This window comes from Bradyrhizobium sp. AUGA SZCCT0182 (genome assembly GCF_018130185.1).
Classification (GTDB): Bacteria; Pseudomonadota; Alphaproteobacteria; order Rhizobiales; family Xanthobacteraceae; genus Bradyrhizobium.
In genome coordinates, this window is record NZ_JAFCLY010000025.1 from 94,542 (window position 1) to 109,245 (window position 14,704).

The 14,704-nt window shown below is 63.4% G+C and carries 18 protein-coding genes; 12 read left to right on the top strand and 6 right to left on the bottom strand.

Going from position 1 to position 14,704, the window contains the following annotated elements; all coding sequences use genetic code 11:
- Positions 1 to 41: 41 nt before the first annotated feature.
- From leuC to JQ611_RS24910, 4 genes are all read left to right on the top strand, one after another.
- Positions 42 to 1,448: a 3-isopropylmalate dehydratase large subunit gene (gene leuC / locus JQ611_RS24895; RefSeq protein ID WP_212267614.1), complete on the top strand. Its 1,407-nt coding sequence runs from the start codon at positions 42 to 44 to the stop codon at positions 1,446 to 1,448.
- 99 nt (positions 1,449 to 1,547) lie between these two features.
- Positions 1,548 to 1,757, top strand: a complete 210-nt coding sequence (locus tag JQ611_RS24900) for a hypothetical protein (RefSeq protein WP_212267612.1) — start codon at positions 1,548 to 1,550, stop codon at positions 1,755 to 1,757.
- Complete coding sequence (locus JQ611_RS41840) at positions 1,754 to 1,921, top strand: DUF1330 domain-containing protein (RefSeq protein ID WP_249133424.1); 168 nt, start codon at positions 1,754 to 1,756, stop codon at positions 1,919 to 1,921. The genes JQ611_RS24900 and JQ611_RS41840 overlap by 4 nt, the downstream gene beginning before the upstream one ends.
- A 347-nt stretch (positions 1,922 to 2,268) precedes the next feature.
- Positions 2,269 to 3,966 (top strand): methyl-accepting chemotaxis protein, encoded by a 1,698-nt coding sequence (locus JQ611_RS24910; protein WP_212267610.1) that lies wholly within the window; start codon positions 2,269 to 2,271, stop codon positions 3,964 to 3,966.
- 71 nt (positions 3,967 to 4,037) lie between these two features.
- Here the strand turns inward: JQ611_RS24910 and JQ611_RS24915 are convergent, their stop codons facing one another.
- The 3 genes from JQ611_RS24915 to JQ611_RS24925 all read right to left on the bottom strand — a co-directional run bounded on the left by JQ611_RS24915 (position 4,038) and on the right by JQ611_RS24925 (position 5,422).
- Positions 4,038 to 4,352 carry a hypothetical protein gene (locus JQ611_RS24915; RefSeq protein ID WP_212389417.1) on the bottom strand — a complete coding sequence of 105 codons (315 nt, stop codon included), beginning with the start codon at positions 4,350 to 4,352 and terminating at the stop codon, positions 4,038 to 4,040.
- A 108-nt stretch (positions 4,353 to 4,460) separates the two neighbouring features.
- Positions 4,461 to 4,598, bottom strand: coding sequence for a hypothetical protein (locus JQ611_RS43065; RefSeq protein ID WP_212389418.1), 138 nt, complete (start codon positions 4,596 to 4,598; stop codon positions 4,461 to 4,463).
- 497 nt (positions 4,599 to 5,095) lie between these two features.
- Positions 5,096 to 5,422: a hypothetical protein gene (locus JQ611_RS24925; protein ID WP_212267604.1), complete on the bottom strand. Its 327-nt coding sequence runs from the start codon at positions 5,420 to 5,422 to the stop codon at positions 5,096 to 5,098.
- A gap of 137 nt (positions 5,423 to 5,559) precedes the next feature.
- Between JQ611_RS24925 and JQ611_RS24930 the strand changes: the two genes are divergently transcribed.
- From JQ611_RS24930 to JQ611_RS24945, 4 genes are all read left to right on the top strand, one after another.
- Positions 5,560 to 5,958 (top strand): metallopeptidase family protein, encoded by a 399-nt coding sequence (locus tag JQ611_RS24930; RefSeq protein WP_212466863.1) that lies wholly within the window; start codon positions 5,560 to 5,562, stop codon positions 5,956 to 5,958.
- 96 nt (positions 5,959 to 6,054) lie between these two features.
- Complete coding sequence (leuD, locus tag JQ611_RS24935) at positions 6,055 to 6,660, top strand: 3-isopropylmalate dehydratase small subunit (protein ID WP_212389419.1); 606 nt, start codon at positions 6,055 to 6,057, stop codon at positions 6,658 to 6,660.
- Between the two features lie 43 nt (positions 6,661 to 6,703).
- Positions 6,704 to 7,492, top strand: a complete 789-nt coding sequence (locus JQ611_RS24940) for a hypothetical protein (RefSeq protein WP_212466864.1) — start codon at positions 6,704 to 6,706, stop codon at positions 7,490 to 7,492.
- A 101-nt stretch (positions 7,493 to 7,593) separates the two neighbouring features.
- Positions 7,594 to 8,007: a hypothetical protein gene (locus tag JQ611_RS24945; protein WP_212389421.1), complete on the top strand. Its 414-nt coding sequence runs from the start codon at positions 7,594 to 7,596 to the stop codon at positions 8,005 to 8,007.
- A gap of 5 nt (positions 8,008 to 8,012) precedes the next feature.
- On the opposite strand, the gene JQ611_RS24950 is transcribed toward JQ611_RS24945, so the two are convergent.
- Positions 8,013 to 8,891, bottom strand: a complete 879-nt coding sequence (locus JQ611_RS24950; RefSeq protein WP_212267594.1) for a CoA ester lyase — start codon at positions 8,889 to 8,891, stop codon at positions 8,013 to 8,015.
- Positions 8,892 to 8,993: 102 nt separating this feature from the next.
- On the opposite strand from JQ611_RS24950, the gene JQ611_RS24955 reads away from it, so the two are divergent.
- Positions 8,994 to 9,647 (top strand): carbonic anhydrase, encoded by a 654-nt coding sequence (locus JQ611_RS24955; RefSeq protein ID WP_212267592.1) that lies wholly within the window; start codon positions 8,994 to 8,996, stop codon positions 9,645 to 9,647.
- Positions 9,648 to 9,662: 15 nt separating this feature from the next.
- Here the strand turns inward: JQ611_RS24955 and JQ611_RS24960 are convergent, their stop codons facing one another.
- The gene (locus JQ611_RS24960; RefSeq protein WP_192739342.1) at positions 9,663 to 10,697 is read right to left on the bottom strand and encodes an aspartate-semialdehyde dehydrogenase; all 1,035 of its coding nucleotides are present in this window, start codon (positions 10,695 to 10,697) and stop codon (positions 9,663 to 9,665) included.
- Positions 10,698 to 10,826: 129 nt separating this feature from the next.
- On the opposite strand from JQ611_RS24960, the gene JQ611_RS24965 reads away from it, so the two are divergent.
- Together JQ611_RS24965 and JQ611_RS24970 are read left to right on the top strand one after the other, a co-directional pair.
- Positions 10,827 to 11,675, top strand: coding sequence for a hypothetical protein (locus JQ611_RS24965; protein ID WP_212466865.1), 849 nt, complete (start codon positions 10,827 to 10,829; stop codon positions 11,673 to 11,675).
- A 172-nt stretch (positions 11,676 to 11,847) separates the two neighbouring features.
- On the top strand, positions 11,848 to 12,228 hold the full coding sequence (locus JQ611_RS24970) for a hypothetical protein (RefSeq protein ID WP_211994310.1): 381 nt from the start codon (positions 11,848 to 11,850) through the stop codon (positions 12,226 to 12,228).
- 166 nt (positions 12,229 to 12,394) lie between these two features.
- Here the strand turns inward: JQ611_RS24970 and leuB are convergent, their stop codons facing one another.
- Complete coding sequence (gene leuB, locus JQ611_RS24975; RefSeq protein WP_212466866.1) at positions 12,395 to 13,507, bottom strand: 3-isopropylmalate dehydrogenase; 1,113 nt, start codon at positions 13,505 to 13,507, stop codon at positions 12,395 to 12,397.
- A 245-nt stretch (positions 13,508 to 13,752) separates the two neighbouring features.
- On the opposite strand from leuB, the gene JQ611_RS24980 reads away from it, so the two are divergent.
- The gene (locus JQ611_RS24980) at positions 13,753 to 14,616 is read left to right on the top strand and encodes an EamA family transporter (RefSeq protein WP_212267582.1); all 864 of its coding nucleotides are present in this window, start codon (positions 13,753 to 13,755) and stop codon (positions 14,614 to 14,616) included.
- Positions 14,617 to 14,704 lie beyond the last annotated feature (88 nt).

Below are 14,704 nucleotides of genomic sequence, written 5' to 3' on the forward strand. Positions count from 1 at the left end.
CGCTGACCGCTCACACAGAATCATTTTTGGAGCTTACGCTCATGTCAAAGCCCACCACGCTGTACGACAAAATCTGGAACGACCATCTGGTGCACGAAGCCGATGACGGCACCTGCCTGCTCTATATCGACCGCCATCTGGTGCACGAAGTGACCTCGCCGCAGGCGTTCGAAGGCCTGCGCATGACCGGCCGCAAGGTGCGCGCGCCGGAGAAGACGCTGGCCGTGGTCGACCACAACATCCCGACCACCGACCGTTCGAAGCCGAATCCCGATCCGGAGAGCATCGAACAGATGAAGGTGATGGCCGACAACGCCAAGGAATTCGGCATCACGTATTTCAACGAATTCGACAAGCGCCAGGGCATCGTGCACGTGATCGGTCCCGAGCAGGGCTTTACGCTGCCCGGCACCACCATCGTCTGCGGCGACAGCCACACCTCCACCCATGGCGCGTTCGGCGCGCTGGCCCACGGCATCGGCACGTCGGAGGTGGAACATGTTCTCGCAACCCAGACGCTGATCCAGAAAAAAGCAAAAAACATGCGCGCGGTGGTCGACGGCAAATTGCCCGACGGCGTCACCGGCAAGGACATCATCCTGGCCATCATCGGCGAGATCGGCACCGCCGGCGGCACCGGCTATGTGCTGGAATATGCCGGCGATGCGATCCGCGCGCTGACGATGGAAGGCCGCATGACGGTCTGCAACATGTCGATCGAAGGCGGCGCCCGCGCCGGCCTGATTGCGCCGGATGAAAAGGCGTTCGAATTCCTCAAGGGCCGTCCGATGTCGCCGAAGGGCGAGGCGTGGGACGCCGCGATGCGCTACTGGGACACGCTGCGCTCCGATGAAGGCGCGCATTTCGACCACGAGATCCGGCTGGATGCGGCCAAGCTGCCGCCAATCGTGACCTGGGGCACCTCGCCCGAGGACGTGGTGTCGATCACGGGCATGGTGCCGGACCCCGACCAGATCGCCGATGAAGCCAAGCGGCTCTCAAAACATCGCGCGTTGAAATATATGGGCCTGACCGCGGGAACCAAGATCACCGACATCAAGCTCGACCGCGTGTTCATCGGCTCCTGCACCAACGGCCGTATCGAGGATTTGCGCGCGGCGGCGAAAGTCGCCGAAGGCAAGACCGTCAACGGCCACGTCAGCGCGATGATCGTGCCGGGCTCGGGCATCGTAAAGGAACAGGCGGAAGCCGAAGGCCTCGACAAGATCTTCATCAAGGCCGGCTTCGAATGGCGCGAGCCGGGCTGCTCGATGTGTCTGGCCATGAACCCCGACAAGCTGTCGCCGGAAGAGCGCTGCGCCTCGACCTCGAACCGCAATTTCGAGGGCCGGCAGGGCTTCAAAGGCCGCACCCATCTGGTGTCGCCGGCGATGGCGGCCGCGGCAGCGATCGCCGGGCATTTTGTTGATATCAGGGAGTGGCGTTAACGCGCGTTGCCTCAACATCGAGGCGTTCTGGCAAGGCCTCGTTAAGGCGCGGGGCGCAGACTGGCTGCTTACGGGAATGATCATCGCGAGGAGCCGGACGTGGCCGATAAACCAGAATATGTCGATATGATCAGCGAGGCGACGCGCCAGAGCCGGCGCAACGTCTCGCGCATAGTCGATCTCGTCCCCGTCGCGCCGAAAGACACAAGGCGCCTCAGTAACTGGCCGCCGGAACACTGGCAGCAATGGCGGTTGGAGTCGCTCACCCCGTGGAAGATCAAGCCCTGGAAGGGCAAGGACTGGGATTGAGCCCCTTCGCGCTCATCACGCTATTCAAAAAACAGGCGCCCCAGCGGGCGCCTGTTTTGTTTCAACTCAACCTCACCAGTATCGGAAGTGGCGCATGGGATCGCGACAAGCTGGTGCTGATGTCGTTTCCCGACGAGGCCGCGTTCCGGGCCTTTGCAGACTAGCCGGACTATCTGGAAATCTCCAAGGACCGCAAAGCCGGCGCGGACGGCATCGCGTTGCTGGCCAAAGGATTCGAACGGGGGATTTGAACAGCGTTTGAAGCAGGGCTGAGCTGCCACGCCCCTGACCAGGACCTCCGTTGGAGGGACTCGTTCCTGACAGCGTCAACACTTTGCTAACGGCCCGCTGGTAAACTGACCCTTAACCAATCAGAAAATCGATAGCTGGCTTCGGATCCCCTCAAGTCGAGGGCTTGATCCGGCGTGGCGCCGTGCCGGCACGGGCGCGGTTCTCAGGCCGGTCGCAGCGGTTCGGGCAGCAGCAAGTTTCACTCCAGAGAGATCCAGAAATGATCGCCAGATTTCAAAACCTGCCCATTATTGCCAAGATCGCGGTGCCTGCCGCGATCGTCGCCCTTGTGGCAGTCGGGATCGTCGTGCAGGCCTCGATGGCGCTGAGCAACCTGTCCGCGACGGCGGCGAGCCTCGTCGACGGCAACGCAATGCGGGTGCAGTACAGCCTGCAGGCCGAGAGCCACTTCAACAGCGCCGCGGTGAGCGAGAAGAACGTCATCCTCTCCGGCACCGACGGCAAGGCGATCAGTCAGAACGTCGAGTCCTATGGCAAGGCCACCGATGCCACGCTGGACGCGATCGATCGTCTGGCGACCGTCACCACTGCTCCCGAGCAGCGCCAGCTGATCGACACAATGCGAACCGCGGTCAAGGACCGCCGGGTCGCCAGCGCCAAGGTCTTCGAACTGGCGGCTGCGGGCAAGATGGAAGAGGCCTTCGCCTATTCGCGCAACGTCGCGGCCAAGCATCGCCAGACCGCGATCGCGGCGGTGGGGCAACTCATCACCATCAATACGGACGCCATGCGCGCCGCGCGCGACGCGAGCGTCGCCAGCGCCGATTACACCCGTCTTTTGCTCGTGGTCGGGGCGATTGTCGGCCTGCTGCTGGCCTTTGCCATCCTCGGCTGGATCGCGTTCGGCCAGATTGCCCAGCCATTGCGGCGCATGACGCTTGAAATGACCAAGCTTGCCGGAGGCGATCTCGATATTTCGATCGTCGGCGCCGGCCGGACCGACGAGGTCGGCGGTCTCGCCAAGTCGCTCACCGTCTTCAAGGAGAACGCGACGACGGCGCGCCGGCTCGAAGCCGAGCAGCGCGAGGAGCAGGTCCGCAAGGAAGCCCGGCAGCGCGCCATCGAAGGCTACATCGCGACCTTCGATGTCCAGGTCTCGGAAGCCCTGCAAACGCTGACCGCGGCGTCGGCCGAGATGCACGCCACCGCCGGCAGCATGACGGCAACGGCGGAGGAAACCAGCCGGCAGGCCACCGCTGTCGCCAACGCCTCCGACGTCGCCTCCGCGAACGTGCAGACGGTTGCCGTGGCGACCGAGGAACTGCATGCCTCGATCAGCGAAATCTCGCGCCAGGTGGCGCAGGCGTCCCAGACCGCCAACCTTGCGGTCGCCGAGACCGACCGCACCAACAAGACCGTCGAGGGCCTGGCCGAAGCGGCACAGAAAATCGGCGAAGTCATTTCGCTGATCCAGAACATCGCATCGCAGACCAACCTGCTGGCCCTCAACGCCACGATCGAAGCGGCGCGCGCCGGCGAGTCCGGCAAGGGCTTTGCCGTCGTCGCCACCGAGGTGAAGGCGCTTGCCACCCAGACCGCCAAGGCGACCGAGGATATTTCAGCCCAGATCGCCGCGATCCAGCAGGAGACCGGCAACGCCGTGACGGCCATCAAGACGATCGGGACGACGATCGCCCAGATGAACGAAATCGCCACGGCGATCGCTGCCGCGGTCGAGCAGCAGAGCGCTGCCACCCGCGACATTGCGCAGAACATCCAGGAAGTTTCGAAGGGAACGACCGAGGTATCTTCGAACGTCGGCAGCGTCAACGACGCCGCCAACGAGACCGGCGCCGCGGCGTCGGAAGTGCTGACGGCGGCTGACGACCTCAGCCATCAGTCGGAGAAGCTGCGCGCCGACGTCAACACTTTCCTCGATCTCATTCGCGCGGCCTGATCCGCTTCCCGTTGCGCGTGAACGGGATCAACGCCATCGCGCTCGTCTCCTGAGCGCGATGGCCGCGCCCGTTACCAATACGGACCGAAGCCGAAGCCGAACGTGAACGGCGCCGGTGCGTAATAGGGGTATGGCCGGTAGTAATTGGGCCGCGCGTAATAGCGGGGTCCGTAATACGGCCGGTAGTATGGGCGAGCATACGGCCGATAATAGCCGTAACCATAATGGCGCCCGTAATAGCGTTGCGCGCTGAAGTCGGTCGCACCTGACGTGCCGGCGGTTTGTTGCTTCATTTGCGGCGATGCCGCGGCCGCCGAATTGACCGCCGCCGGGCCGGCAAACACCAGAGCGCCCGCGACAGCGGCTGCTCCGATCAAGGTCTTCATGACGATCTACCTCTTCTGATTCAGGATCATCAAATAACAGGCAGCAATGGCGCCCGTTTCATGGCAGTAAACTTGAAGTGAAAACAGGCCCGCGATGAACGGACCTGCTCACTTCAAATCCGCAAACTCGCGATCACCAGCGGCGATGATGGTGACGATGATGATGATGCCGACGGTGGTGATGATGACGATGCCAGCGATGATGGCGATGCCGCCATCCCGCCTCTGTCGTCTCAGGCTTGACATCCTCCTGGACGGCCGCAGCAGCGCCAGGGTTGCTCAGCGACAACGCGTTAGCGCGCTCGGTTGGAGCGGCTATAACGAGCATGGCGCCAACGGCGGCAAGCCCCAGAACTTTCATCACCTGCATATGTAAGTCTCCTTGGTCTTCAGGATGTCACGTTCGTGGCGAGCGGTGCTCGACAAGCAGCCGCTACGCCGCGACGCAGTTCACAGCTTGAAGCTGAGGACGTGAATGCGAACTGAATGACTGCGCCACGAAGATGAACAAGGAGCGTGTACATCGGTTCCGATTAATTACAGCGGCGCGTCAAACCGGCGCAGACTGCTACCGCATCTTCTGCAGACACTCCGCATTCATGAGACGGTCATGATTTCAAACATGAACGCTTCGATCGGGCGACACAGCGTTGGCCTTGCAAGCGAGCGGCGATGGCCATTCTCAATTATGCGGCGTCAGCGATTGTGGTTTGCGCAGGATTGATCGGCGCCGTGCGCGGGCGCTAGCCGGGCCGCCAGTAGCAGTTCATGCGCGGCGTGATGACAGTGCCGCTCGGCCGGTATTCCTGCACATAGGTCGCAGTGCAACTGCGTACCGCATTCGGCCCCGGATTATAGCGCGGATAGACATCCGGCTCCCACTGCTCCTGCCGGTAGATCGGCACGCGGCGGAGCGGCCGCCGGCGTTGTGCGGACGCGTCGGTGACAGCCGGCTTCGGCATCTGTGCGGTGCGCATCGCTGACGGTGCCGTCTGAGCCCGTGCGCCGCCATCCGGCAACAAGAATCCGGTCAAAATCGCCACTACCGCCGCCGCCGCAATCCGCTTCATTCCGCCCACCCAAAGCCTGTTATCGGGCGGTACGGTCTCCGATTGCCGCGCCAAGGTCAACCGGGCGATGGGATTCAAAATCAGTAGGCGCGCAAAATGAGTAGGCGCGTCGTTGGAACACGCGCTAAACAGGCGCGATGTGGAAGGAAGCAAAAGCACCGTCGCTCGCCGAAATGGAAGCCATGGCGCATGAGGTTTTCGAGCGCCTGCCAAAGGGCTTTCGAACCCTGTGCGAGGGCGTGATCATCCGCGTCGACGATTTCCCCACCGACGAGGTCCTCGACGAAATGCAGGCGCAAACCGAGTTCGACCTGCTCGGCCTGTTCCAGGGCGTCGGCCTGCCGCACCAAAGCAATAACGACGTCGCCCGCCTGCCGAACATGATCTGGCTCTACCGGCGGCCGATCCTGGATTACTGGGCCGAACATGAGGAAACGCTGGGCTATATCGTCCGGCACATGCTGATTCACGAAATCGGCCACCATTTCGGTCTGTCGGACGCCGATATGGAGGCAATTGAAGCCCAAGAAGCGTAAGAGCGGGGTAGGATTGCGCAAATTGGCCTTTTGCCGGGGGCGATTTCGCGATAAATTGGCGGCTTATCCCCTCATTTCAGCCGGGAAGTACGTTCGATGGACAAGTTCACCACACTGGAAGGCGTCGCCGCGCCCCTGAAGATCATCAATGTCGACACCGACATGATCATTCCGAAGCAGTATCTGAAGACCATCAAGCGTACCGGCCTTGGCAAGGGCCTGTTCTCCGAACAGCGCTACAAGGATGACGGCAGTGAGAATCCGGACTTCATCCTCAACAAGCCGGCCTACCGCAATTCCAAGGTGCTGGTCGCCGGCGACAATTTCGGCTGCGGCTCGAGCCGCGAGCACGCGCCGTGGGCGCTGTTGGATTTCGGGATCCGCTGCGTGATCTCGACCTCGTTCGGCGACATCTTCTACAACAACTGCTTCAAGAACGGCATCCTGCCGATCCGCGTCACCCAGGACGATCTCGACAAACTGTTCGACGACGCCGAACGCGGCGCCAACGCGACGCTGACCATCGATCTCGCGGCCCAGGAAATCCGCGGCCCCGACGGTGGCACCGTGAAGTTCGAGATCGACCCGTTCCGCAAGCATTGCCTGCTCAACGGTCTGGACGACATTGGCCTGACGATGGAGAAAAAGGCTTCCATCGATACCTACGAGGCCAAGGCCACAATAGAGCGCGCCTGGGCCTGATCGCGGGTCGCCGCCCTCGCTCGACAATAGTGAGGCGACGCCGATGCGGCCTGACGTCGTCACCTTCTGGCATGGCCCGCTCGATGCGCTCCGGCTGACCTGCCTGCGATCGCAGGTCGCAGCGGGCCACAAGGTCACCGTTTACAGTTTCGACCCGCTTGCCGGCCTGCCCGATGGCGTCGGCAACGCCGAGGCCGAAGCGATCCTGCCGCATTCCTTTTCCGAGCGACTTCGCCCGCCGCAGCCGGACGGCAGCTGGCGCGACTGGACCATCCTGCAGTTCAGCGATTTCTTCCGCATGCGGTTGATGGCGCAGAGGGCTGGTCTATGGCTCGACGCGGATGTCCTGCTGCTGAAGCCGGTCGAGATCGATCCTGCAAAACCCTATTTCGCCTGGGAGCGGCCGCGCCAGCTCGGCAATTCGGTTTTGTATCTGCCGCCGGACGATCCCATCGTCACGGCGTTCGAGAATCTGATGGCGCAGGACGAACTGACGCCGGACTGGCTGGCGCTGCGCCATCGCCTGACCTTCCTGCTGCGGCAGCTGCGCGGCGGATCGAACCGCCTCTCGGATATTCGCGTGGCGATCTTCGGTCCGGCCGCGCTCACCGCGCTCGCGCGCCGATCGAACGAATTGCAGCACGCACTGCCGAAGCAATCATTCTATGCGGTCCACGCCGAGCCGAAGCACTTTTTCGAGCCGTCGGATTTTTCAGCGCTGCTCGCCGATCCCCATATCATCGGGCTGCACATCTCGCCGAAAGGCCGCGGCGGCCAGAAGCCCATTCCCGGCAGCCTCTACGCCTGGGCGGCGGAGCGGTTCGGGGCTTAACACCGCTTCACCGAAACCTCTCAATCGTTTGATCCAGCGCAATGACGCGCGCTTCCGTTTGCGGTTCTCTTTGGCAGGCATCGCCACCAAGGGAGCGCCCCATGAATGTTCAGACCAAGCCACACGCCATCGTCAATCGCGTGATCGACACCTTCGGCGACTGGCTGAAGCACCGGCGCGCGTTGAGGGAAATGCGCGACATGGACGCCGTCAATTTCGGCCAGATCGCCAGCGATCTGCGGGTTTCTTCCGCCGATCTGGAGACGCTGGTCCGGCGAGGGCCGCATGCCGCCAATCAGCTGCCGAAAATGCTCGGGGCGCTCGGCATCAACCAGGTCGATCTGGCCCGCACCGAGCCTCTGGTGCTGCGTGACATGGAGCGCGTCTGCTCCCTGTGCAATCACAAGCGCCAATGCGGCCGTGAACTCGTCGCGGGCACCGCCGCCGCGCATTACGCGGACTATTGCGCCAACGCCCACACCATCGACGGGCTCGGCGAACGGGCCAACGTGTAGACGCGCTAGCTCGCCATCGCCGCGATCGCATCCGCAATCGCAATCGTCCGCTTGGCCATGTCGGCGTGCAGCCGTTCCACCATGCGGCCGTCGAGCTGGATCGCGCCGCGCGAAGCGTTCTCGGGCTGCTGGAACGCCGCGATGATCTTGCGCGCTGCCGCGACTTCCTCCGCCGGCGGCGTGAAGATCGCGTTGCAGGCTTCGATGTGGCTCGGATGGATCAGCGTCTTGCCGTCGAACCCGAGATCGCGGCCCTGCGCGCATTCGACGGCAAAGCCATCGACGTTAGCAATATCGCCGTAGGGCCCATCGAGGATCTCGAGACCATGCGCGCGCGTCGCCAGGATGCAATGCGTGATCATCGGGATCATCGCGGCGCGGCCCGGCTGCATGCGGATCCGCGTCTCCCGCGAAATGTCGTTCGGCCCGAAAACGAAGCCTGCGAGCCGCGTTTCCGAATCCTTCGAGGCCGCGGCGATCTTGTCCGCGTCCAGCACCCCGCGCGCGGTTTCGAGCATGGCCCAGACCCGAATGGAAGTGTCGGCGTTGATATCGCTCAGCCGATTGGCGATGGCGTTGAGATCCGCGACGCTGGAAATCTTGGGAACCAGGATGCCGTCCGGCCGCGCCTTGCCGGCCATGGTGACGTCGTCGATCCACCACGGCGTATCCAGGCTGTTGACCCGGATCAGCACCTCGCGCTTGCCGAACCCGCCGGCCGCGATCGCCTTGGCGATCTGGTCACGGGCGAGCGCCTTGGCGTCCGGCGCCACCGAATCCTCGAGGTCGAGGATGATGCCGTCGGCGGGAAGATTGGGCGCTTTTTCCAGCGCCCGCGCGTTCGATCCCGGCATGAACAACAGGCTGCGGCGCGGACGGATCATGGGCTGGTTTCCCCGGGGGCTTTTTGAACCCCACGCGATATCATTTCAAACGGCCGGCCGAAAGCCTTGTTCCTGTCATCGGTCTATGGTTAGGCAGGGGCCATGACAGCATTTCCGCAACATCTGCTCGACGGCTACCGGACCTTCACCTCGCAGCGGCTGCCTACAGAACAGTCACGCTACCGGGAACTGTCCGAGCGTGGCCAGTCGCCCGCGGTGATGGTGATCGGCTGCTGCGATTCCCGCGTTTCGCCGGAGGTCATTTTCGACGCCGGCCCGGGCGAACTGTTCGTGGTCCGCAACGTGGCCAATCTGGTGCCGGTCTATCAGCCCGACGGCGGCGCCCACGGCGTATCCGCGGCGCTGGAATACGCGGTAAATGTTTTGCGCATCAAGCACGTCGTGGTGCTCGGCCATGCGCAATGTGGCGGCATCCGCGCCTTCATCGACAAAATCGAACCCCTGTCGCCCGGCGATTTCATCGGGCGATGGATGCAGATGTTCATCAAGCCGGGCGAAGTCGTCGAGCAGCGTGACCGCGAGTCGATGCAGGAGTTTACGGTGCGGATCGAGAAGGCGGCGGTGTTTCGCAGCCTCGAGAATCTAATGACGTTTCCGTTCGTCCGCACCTTGGTCGAACGCGGCGAGATGAGTTTGCACGGCGCCTATTTCGGCGTCGCGGAAGGCTCCCTGTTCGTGCTCGATCCGGCGGCAAAGGAATTCCACGCCGTCAGCGAGATGCAGGGCAGCATCTAAAGGCTACGCGGCCTTTTATGCTGCTTTCTTCTTGGCGCTGATCAGCTTGCGGTTGATCAGGCACTCGGCGATCTGCACCGCGTTCAGCGCCGCACCCTTGCGCAGATTATCGGAAACGCACCACAGCGACAGCCCGTTCTCGACGGTCGCGTCCTCGCGGATGCGGCTGATATAGGTCGCGTCTTCGCCGGCGGCTTCATAAGGCGTGACGTAACCGCCAGGCTCGTGCTTGTCGATCACGAGGCACCCCGGTGCATTGCGCAGGATGTTGCGCGCTTCATCGGCCGTGATCGGATTCTCGAACTCGATGTTGACGGCTTCCGAATGGCCGACGAACACCGGCACGCGCACGCAAGTCGCGGTCAGCCTGATTTTGGGATCAAGAATCTTCTTGGTCTCCATCATCATCTTCCACTCTTCCTTGGTGTAGCCGTCCTCCATGAACACGTCGATCTCGGGGATGACGTTGAAGGCGATACGCTTGGGGAATTTCTTGTTGATCAGTTCGCTGTTGGTGTAGACGGCCTTGGTCTGCGAAAACAGCTCATCCATCGCATCCTTGCCGGCGCCCGACACCGACTGATAGGTCGCGACCACGACGCGCTTGATGGTGGCCTTGTCGTGCAGCGGCTTCAGCGCCACCACGAGCTGGGCGGTCGAGCAGTTCGGATTGGCGATGATGTTCTTCTTGGTGAAGCCGGTCACGGCGTCGGCGTTCACTTCGGGCACGATCAGCGGCACGTCCGGATCCATCCGCCAGGCCGACGAATTGTCGATCACGACAGCGCCGGCGGCGCCGATCTTGGGCGACCATTCCTTCGACACCGCGCCGCCCGCCGACATCAGGCAGATGTCGATATCGGAGAAATCGTAGTGCTCGAGCGCTTTGCACTTCAGGGTACGGTCGCCATACGAAACTTCCACGCCAACGCTGCGGCGTGACGCCAACGCCACCACCTCGTCCGCGGGGAATTTGCGTTCGTCGAGAATGTTGAGCATTTCCCGCCCGACATTGCCGGTCGCTCCGACCAGCGCGACTTTGTAACCCATCGTTCACTCTCCGACGAAAAATGCCGTCCCCCCGCCCGCGGCGGAAAGGGAAGAGGCAGCGCTTCTATGCGAGAAACACCCTCAAGACAACGTTTGCAAGAACGTTTGACCGTTGCGTTTGGGCGTTTGATGCAGTCCTTTTCGGCCGAACCGGCCAAGTCCCATTACAAGTCCCATTATACGACGAGAATCCATCCGGCGCTGGCCAGCTTTGCGGACGAACTCCGCGGTACGCTGGCTCGCCTGGTTGCGTATGTAATGACCCTGGCTCTGCTCGCCATGGGCGGCATGGCGCTGTGGGAACAATTGCCCGATGCCGCGGCGATGGCCCCCTCAACCAGGGAAGCCTCATTGAAGGAAGCCTCATTGAAGGACGCCTGGAGCCTGGTCGACCGCTCGTCGCGCGCTCTTGCCGTCAGCCAGTTTGATCCGCACGACAAAACAGAGGCTTACGAGATTTTTCGGCATCCGCAGGGCGGCCGCCGGGACGTCTTCCGGTGGCGCGGCGCCGACAAAAAGCCGGTCGCCGAACTCGAGATCTATCGCCCGGGCGGCGAACTCAGCCATGCCGGCCCCGCGATCGCGGAGATCGCCGCCCGAATGGACCCGGGCGGCCTGCGCGAGCTGGAAGCCGCGGGCCTGATCGACAGCAAGTTCGGCACCGTGACCCTGCTGCGCCTGATCAGCGGCGCTGAGGCGCCCCGCGGCTGCCTCGGATTCATGAAGCGCGTCAGCGACTCCAATTTCCGCATCTCCGGCTGGTCGTGCCAGGGCGACAGTCTGCCGGCCCGCCGCGCCGCGATCTCCTGCATGCTGAACCGGCTGACCCCGCTGAGCACCGGAAACGACCCGAAACTGGCGGAATTGTTCGCCCGCGCCGAACTCAGGCGCGCGGACTGCGCGACATCAGCCGCGCCGGCCCTGTCGGCGGATTGGCTGACCGGCGGAGACAACCCGCAATTGCGCGGCGCCTTCTAATTGCCATACCGCGCCAAGATACTGGTTTTCATGAAACTTTTTCGCCAGTGCCGGCATTATTGTGGTCCGGTGTGGCGCAATTGACCTAGTGACGCCCACCCTGCCGCAGCTACAATGAACGCCAACCCGATTTGGCGATCGGCCCCAACGGGCTGAGAATGACGAGGATGCGATGACCCCTAAATTCCCTGCTGCGAGCAAGCTCGTGGTGATGCTTGCTGCAGCCGCCCTCGTTGCGGTCGGCGCGACCGAAGCCAGCGCCCAGTCCAGGGCTCAATACGACAAGGACGGGCGCCCGTACTACGGACGCAGTGGCCCCAACCGGGTCTACCAGCAGGGCCCGAACACCCGCGTCTACGTCACGACGCGCTCCTGGCTCGACGCCGGCACCGAAGTCTTGCCGGGCGACCGCAAATTCCAGGATTACGCGTTTCCGCCGGATCTCGGCTACCCGTCATTCGCGCGCGAGAACCTCAATCGCCCGATCGACCGTCAACCGCTCAACCCGCCGTCGGACATGGGCGGCTATCCGCAGCGCTTCCCGCTGTATTGAGCTATTGAGCTAAACCAACGGTGTCGTCCCGGCCTTGAGCCGGGACCCATACGCCGCGGCCCATCGATCTAGACAGGCTGTTCGACGGCTTTCTTCGCCATCATAACCGACGGTGGTTATGGGTCCCGGCTCAAGGCCGGGACGACCACGTGGAGAGTCCTTCGGCTTACGCGTGCAGCTTCTGCAATTCCTTCAAAATCGCATCGCCCATCTGCGTGGTGCTGGCCGCCGTCGTTCCCTCGGACTTGATATCCGCGGTGCGCAGGCCGCTGGCGAGCACGGCGGCGATCGCCGCATCGACCTTGTCGGCAAGCGCGCCCATGTCGAACGAATAGCGCAGCGCCATGCCGAACGAGGAAATCATCGCGATCGGATTGGCGAGGCCTTTGCCTGCGATATCAGGCGCCGAGCCGTGCACCGGCTCGAACAGCGAGCGGCGCTTCTTGGTCTTGGCGTCGATCTCGCCGAGCGAGGCCGAGGGCAGCATGCCGAGCGACCCCGTCAGCATCGCCGCGATATCGGAGAGCATGTCGCCGAACAGATTGTCCGTCACTATGACGTCGAATGCCTTGGGCGCCTTGACCAGGTTCATGCCGCCGGAATCGGCGAGCTGATGCTCCAGCGTCACGTCCTTGTATTCGCGGGCGTGCACCTGCGTCACCACCTCGTTCCAGAGCACGCCTGACTTCATGACGTTGCGCTTTTCCATCGAGGTCAGCTTGTTGCGGCGTTTCCGCGCGAGATCGAAGGCGACCCGGGCGATGCGCTCGATCTCGTAGGTGTCATAGACCTGGGTGTCGACGGCACGCTTCTGGCCGTTGCCGAGATCGGTGATGGTCTTCGGCTCACCGAAATAGACGCCGCCGGTCAGCTCGCGCACGATCATGATGTCGAGGCCTTCGACGATCTCGCGCTTCAGGCTGGAGGCGTCCGCCAGCGCCGGATAACACACCGCCGGGCGCAGATTGGCGAACAGGCCGAGATCCTTGCGCAGCCGCAACAGGCCGGCCTCGGGCCGCACGTCATAGGGCACGGCGTCCCATTTCGGACCGCCGACCGCGCCGAAGATCACGGCATCGGCCGCCGTCGCCAACGCCATGGTCGCATCCGTAATGCTCTGCTGGCTGGCGTCATAGGCGGAACCGCCGACCAGCCCCTGCTCGGTCTCGAAACGGGCAATGCCTTGCGCGTTGAGCCAGTCGATCAGGCGTTGCACCTCCCCCATCACTTCGGGGCCGATGCCGTCGCCGGGGAGAAGCAGCAGTTTATGGGTCGCCATGATCAGTTACCTCGGAGCTTGTTTGATCGTCATCGCCGGGCGTAGCCGTCTGAAGGACGGCGTCGCTTCCGCTCGCCTCTGCCCGGCAATCCATCTTTTTTGAAGACGATGGATGCCCGGGTCGAGCCCGGGCATGACAGGCGGAGGAATTCCGCGGGAGTGCTAAAGCGCCCGGGGCGGATTGGCAAGGCGGCTTGGACAGGCCACAAAGGCTGCTCGAGCAAGCCCGCCTCAAGACGGACCTCATGACCCCAGCCATCCTGTTCGCCTTCGCCTCGGCCAGCCTGCTGGGTGCGGGCGTCGTGACGGCGCAATTCGGGCTGCGGACGGTCGAGCCGCTGTCCGGGGCCGCGATCAGCGTGCCCTCGTTCACGCTGTTGTTCCTGCTGGTCTCGCCCCTGCTGCTGGCCGGCGAGCCCGTGGTCTGGCGGGCCCTGCCGATCTTCGCCGCGATCGGGCTGGTATTTCCGGCCATGCTGACCCTGCTGACCTTTGCCTCCAACAGTGCGCTGGGCCCGGTCGTCACCTCGACGCTCGGCAATCTGGCGCCGCTGTTCGCGGTCGCGCTCGCCGTCGTCCTCCTGCATGAGCCGCTCCACCAGCTGCAATTCGCCGGCCTCGTGATCGCGGTCGCCGGCGCCGTGATCATCACCGTCACCCGCCCCCGCGATCTCGGCGACTGGCGAAGCTGGGCCCTGCTGCTGCCGCTCGCCAGCGCGTTGCTGCGCGGCGTGGTGCCGCCGATCGTCAAGCTTGGGCTCGAAATCTGGCCGAGCCCGCTCTGGGCCTGCCTGATCGGCTATGTCGTGTCGTCCTTCGTGGTGCTGACCGTACAGCGCGTCCGCAAGGGGAGCTTCGTCGTGACAGCGCCATGGCCGGGCCGGTTCTGGTTCGCCATGACCGGCATCTGCAACGGCCTCAGCCTGCTGTCGCTGTTCACCGCCTTGCGCAACGGCCCGATCACGCTGGTCGCACCTGTCGCCGCGATCTATCCGCTCGTCACATTGCTGCTCAGCGCAATGGTGCTGCACCATGTACGGATCACACCGCGCATCGTCGCCGGCGCGGTGCTGACGGTTGCCGGCGTGGCGCTGGTGCTGATCGGCTGACGTTGCGCAAACGGCACGACACCATTGCTCCCTGCGCGGCTGTGCAACGGTCGCCTGGCCTGCCAGAATGACCGTTGCCGGAGATTTT

Coding starts and splice junctions, on each gene's coding strand:
- JQ611_RS24960 (WP_192739342.1), bottom strand. CDS start 10,697: ATGGGTTACAAAGTCGCGCTGGTCGGAGCGACCGGCAATGTCGGGCGG.
- JQ611_RS24950 (WP_212267594.1), bottom strand. CDS start 8,891: ATGATCCGTCCGCGCCGCAGCCTGTTGTTCATGCCGGGATCGAACGCG.
- JQ611_RS24980 (WP_212267582.1), top strand. CDS start 13,753: ATGACCCCAGCCATCCTGTTCGCCTTCGCCTCGGCCAGCCTGCTGGGT.
- JQ611_RS24955 (WP_212267592.1), top strand. CDS start 8,994: ATGACAGCATTTCCGCAACATCTGCTCGACGGCTACCGGACCTTCACC.
- leuB (WP_212466866.1), bottom strand. CDS start 13,507: ATGGCGACCCATAAACTGCTGCTTCTCCCCGGCGACGGCATCGGCCCC.
- JQ611_RS24970 (WP_211994310.1), top strand. CDS start 11,848: ATGACCCCTAAATTCCCTGCTGCGAGCAAGCTCGTGGTGATGCTTGCT.
- JQ611_RS24910 (WP_212267610.1), top strand. CDS start 2,269: ATGATCGCCAGATTTCAAAACCTGCCCATTATTGCCAAGATCGCGGTG.
- JQ611_RS24925 (WP_212267604.1), bottom strand. CDS start 5,422: ATGAAGCGGATTGCGGCGGCGGCGGTAGTGGCGATTTTGACCGGATTC.
- JQ611_RS43065 (WP_212389418.1), bottom strand. CDS start 4,598: ATGTCAAGCCTGAGACGACAGAGGCGGGATGGCGGCATCGCCATCATC.
- leuD (WP_212389419.1), top strand. CDS start 6,055: ATGGACAAGTTCACCACACTGGAAGGCGTCGCCGCGCCCCTGAAGATC.
- JQ611_RS24940 (WP_212466864.1), top strand. CDS start 6,704: ATGCGGCCTGACGTCGTCACCTTCTGGCATGGCCCGCTCGATGCGCTC.
- JQ611_RS24945 (WP_212389421.1), top strand. CDS start 7,594: ATGAATGTTCAGACCAAGCCACACGCCATCGTCAATCGCGTGATCGAC.
- leuC (WP_212267614.1), top strand. CDS start 42: ATGTCAAAGCCCACCACGCTGTACGACAAAATCTGGAACGACCATCTG.
- JQ611_RS24930 (WP_212466863.1), top strand. CDS start 5,560: ATGTGGAAGGAAGCAAAAGCACCGTCGCTCGCCGAAATGGAAGCCATG.
- JQ611_RS24965 (WP_212466865.1), top strand. CDS start 10,827: ATGCAGTCCTTTTCGGCCGAACCGGCCAAGTCCCATTACAAGTCCCAT.
- JQ611_RS24915 (WP_212389417.1), bottom strand. CDS start 4,352: ATGAAGACCTTGATCGGAGCAGCCGCTGTCGCGGGCGCTCTGGTGTTT.